This window comes from Actinomadura madurae (assembly GCF_900115095.1).
Taxonomy (GTDB): domain Bacteria; phylum Actinomycetota; class Actinomycetes; order Streptosporangiales; family Streptosporangiaceae; genus Spirillospora; species Spirillospora madurae.
On sequence record NZ_FOVH01000048.1, the window covers coordinates 1 to 2,562 of the forward strand.

The window sequence follows — 2,562 nt, forward strand, 5'->3', positions numbered from 1 at the left end:
GCGTACGCGCACCAGGATGTGCCGTTCGAGCGGCTGGTGGAGGAGCTGGCTCCGGCGCGTTCGCTGGCCCGGCATCCGCTCTTCCAGGTCGTCCTGACCATGCATGACACGGCCGAGGCGGTGCTGGCGCTGCCGGGGCTCGTGAGCGAGCACGTCCCGACCGCACGTCCGGCGGCCAAGTTCGACCTCGACGTGATGGTGGGCGAGAAGTTCGACGCCGAGGGCGCCCCGGCCGGCCTGTGGGGTGTGGTGACGGCGGCGGCGGACCTGTTCGAGGCGGGCTCGGTCGAGCGGATCGTGGACTGCTTCGTGCGGGTGCTCTCGGCGGTGGCCGCCGATCCGTCGGTGCCGGTGGGCGCGGTCGATCTCCTGGACCCGGCCGAGCGGCGCAGGGTGCTGGTGGAGTGGAACGACACCGCGGCCGAGGTGCCGATGCCGTCGGTGCCGGAGTCGTTCGAGGCCCAGGTGGAGCGGGCCCCGGACGCGGTGGCGGTGGTCGCCGACGGCGCCGAGGTCTCCTACGCGGAGCTGGAGGCGCGGGCGAACCGGCTGGCGAACTTCCTGCGCGGCCAGGGCGTCGGGGCCGAGTCGGTGGTCGGGGTGTGCCTGCCCCGCGGGGCCGAGATGGTCACGGCGATCCTCGGGGTGTGGAAGGCCGGGGCGGCCTACGTGCCGGTGGATCCGAAGCAGCCCCTCGACAGGATCGCCTTCGCCCTGGCCGACAGCGGCGCGGTGATGACGATCACCAGCGGGCGGATCATGGACGAGCTGCCCGCGGGCCGGCACCGCTGGGTGAGCGTCGACGATCCGCTGGTGGCGTTGCAGGCCGAGACGGCGCCGGCGGTACGGGTGGCGCCGGCGAACGCGGCGTACGTGATCTATACGTCCGGGTCGACGGGCCGTCCCAAGGGCGTGGCGGTCACCCACGGCGGCCTGGCCAACTACGTGGCCACCGTGCCCGCGCGTGTGGGGTTCGACGGCGGCCGGTCCGCGGTGTTGCAGGGGCAGGCGACGGACCTGGGGAACACGGTGGTGTTCGCCAGCCTGGTATCGGGGGGCCGGCTGCACATTCCGGCCGACGACGTGGTGACCGACGCGGTGGCGGTACGGGACTACCTGACCGAGCAGCGGATCGACTTCGTCAAGGCCGTGCCGTCGCATGTGGCGGCGCTCGGTGCCGGTGTGATGCCCGGACGGGCCCTGGTGCTGGGCGGCGAGGCGGCGTCGGCCGAGCTCGTCGCCGGGTTGCTGGCGGCCGCGGGTGACCGGGGCGTGTTCAACCACTACGGCCCGACCGAGACCACGATCGGCGTCGCGACGGCGCGGCTGTCGCCGCAGGCGGCGGCGTCCGGTGCGGTGCCGATCGGCACGCCGGTGGCCAACACGCGCCTGTACGTGCTGGACGAGCGGCTGCAGCCGGTTCCGGTCGGTGTGGCCGGGGAGCTCTATGTCGCGGGCGCGCAGCTGGCGCGCGGCTACGTGGGTCGCCCGGGCCCGACGGCGGAACGGTTCGTGGCGTGCCCGTTCGGCGGCCGCATGTACCGGACCGGGGACCTGGCGCGCTGGACGGCGGGCGGGGAGCTGGTGTTCGCCGGCCGGGTCGACGACCAGGTCAAGATCCGCGGGTTCCGCGTGGAGCCGGGCGAGGTGCGGGCCGTCCTGGCGAGGCACGAGGGTGTGACCGACGTCGCCGTGGTCGTGCGTGACGAGCGCCTCGTCGCCTACGTGGTCGGCACCGCCGGCGAAGCGGAACTGCGGGCGCTCGCCACGGAGCGACTGCCCGACTACATGGTGCCGTCGGCGGTGGTGCCGCTGGAGGCGTTGCCGCTGACCGCCAACGGCAAGCTCGACCGCGCCGCGCTGCCCGCACCCGGCCGCGCGGCGAGCGCGGGCGCCGGCCGGGAGCCCGCCGGCCCGCACGAGGAGATCCTCTGCCAGGCGTTCGCCGAGGTGCTCGGCCTGGACGGTGTCGGCGTCGAGGACGACTTCTTCGAGCTGGGCGGGCATTCACTGCTGGCGACACGCCTGGTCAGCCGGGTTCGCGCCCTGCTGGGCGTCGAGGTGGAGATCCGGGCGCTGTTCGAGGCGCCGACACCGGCGGGCCTGGCCGCCCGCCTCTCCGCGTCCGGCCGGGCACGTGCGGCGCTGGTCGCGGGCGCGCGCCCTGAGCGGGTGCCGCTGTCCTACGCGCAGCGCCGGCTGTGGTTCCTCGGGCAGATGGAGGGCCCGAGCCCGACCTACAACAGCCCCGCGGTGCTCCGGCTGACCGGAGCGCTGGACCGGGCGGCGCTCGGTGAGGCGCTGCGGGACGTGATCGGGCGGCACGAGTCGCTGCGGACGGTGTTCCCGGTGGCCGACGGTGAGCCGTACCAGCGGGTCATGCGCCTGGACGAGCTGCCGTGGAGCCTGACGGCCGCCGAGGTCGCCCCGGAGATGCTCGCCGGCGCCGTGGCCGAGGCGAGCGCCTACGCCTTCGATCTGTCGGTCGAGGTGCCGGTGCGGGCGTGGTTGTTCGGTGTGGGGCCGGATGAGCATGTGCTGGTGCTGGTGGTGCATCACATC

At 74.5% G+C, this 2,562-nt stretch carries 1 protein-coding gene; it reads left to right on the forward strand.

The window, feature by feature from the left end:
- On the forward strand, positions 1 to 2,562 hold a 2,562-nt coding region (locus BM339_RS47290), incomplete at both ends, for a non-ribosomal peptide synthetase (RefSeq protein ID WP_143118913.1).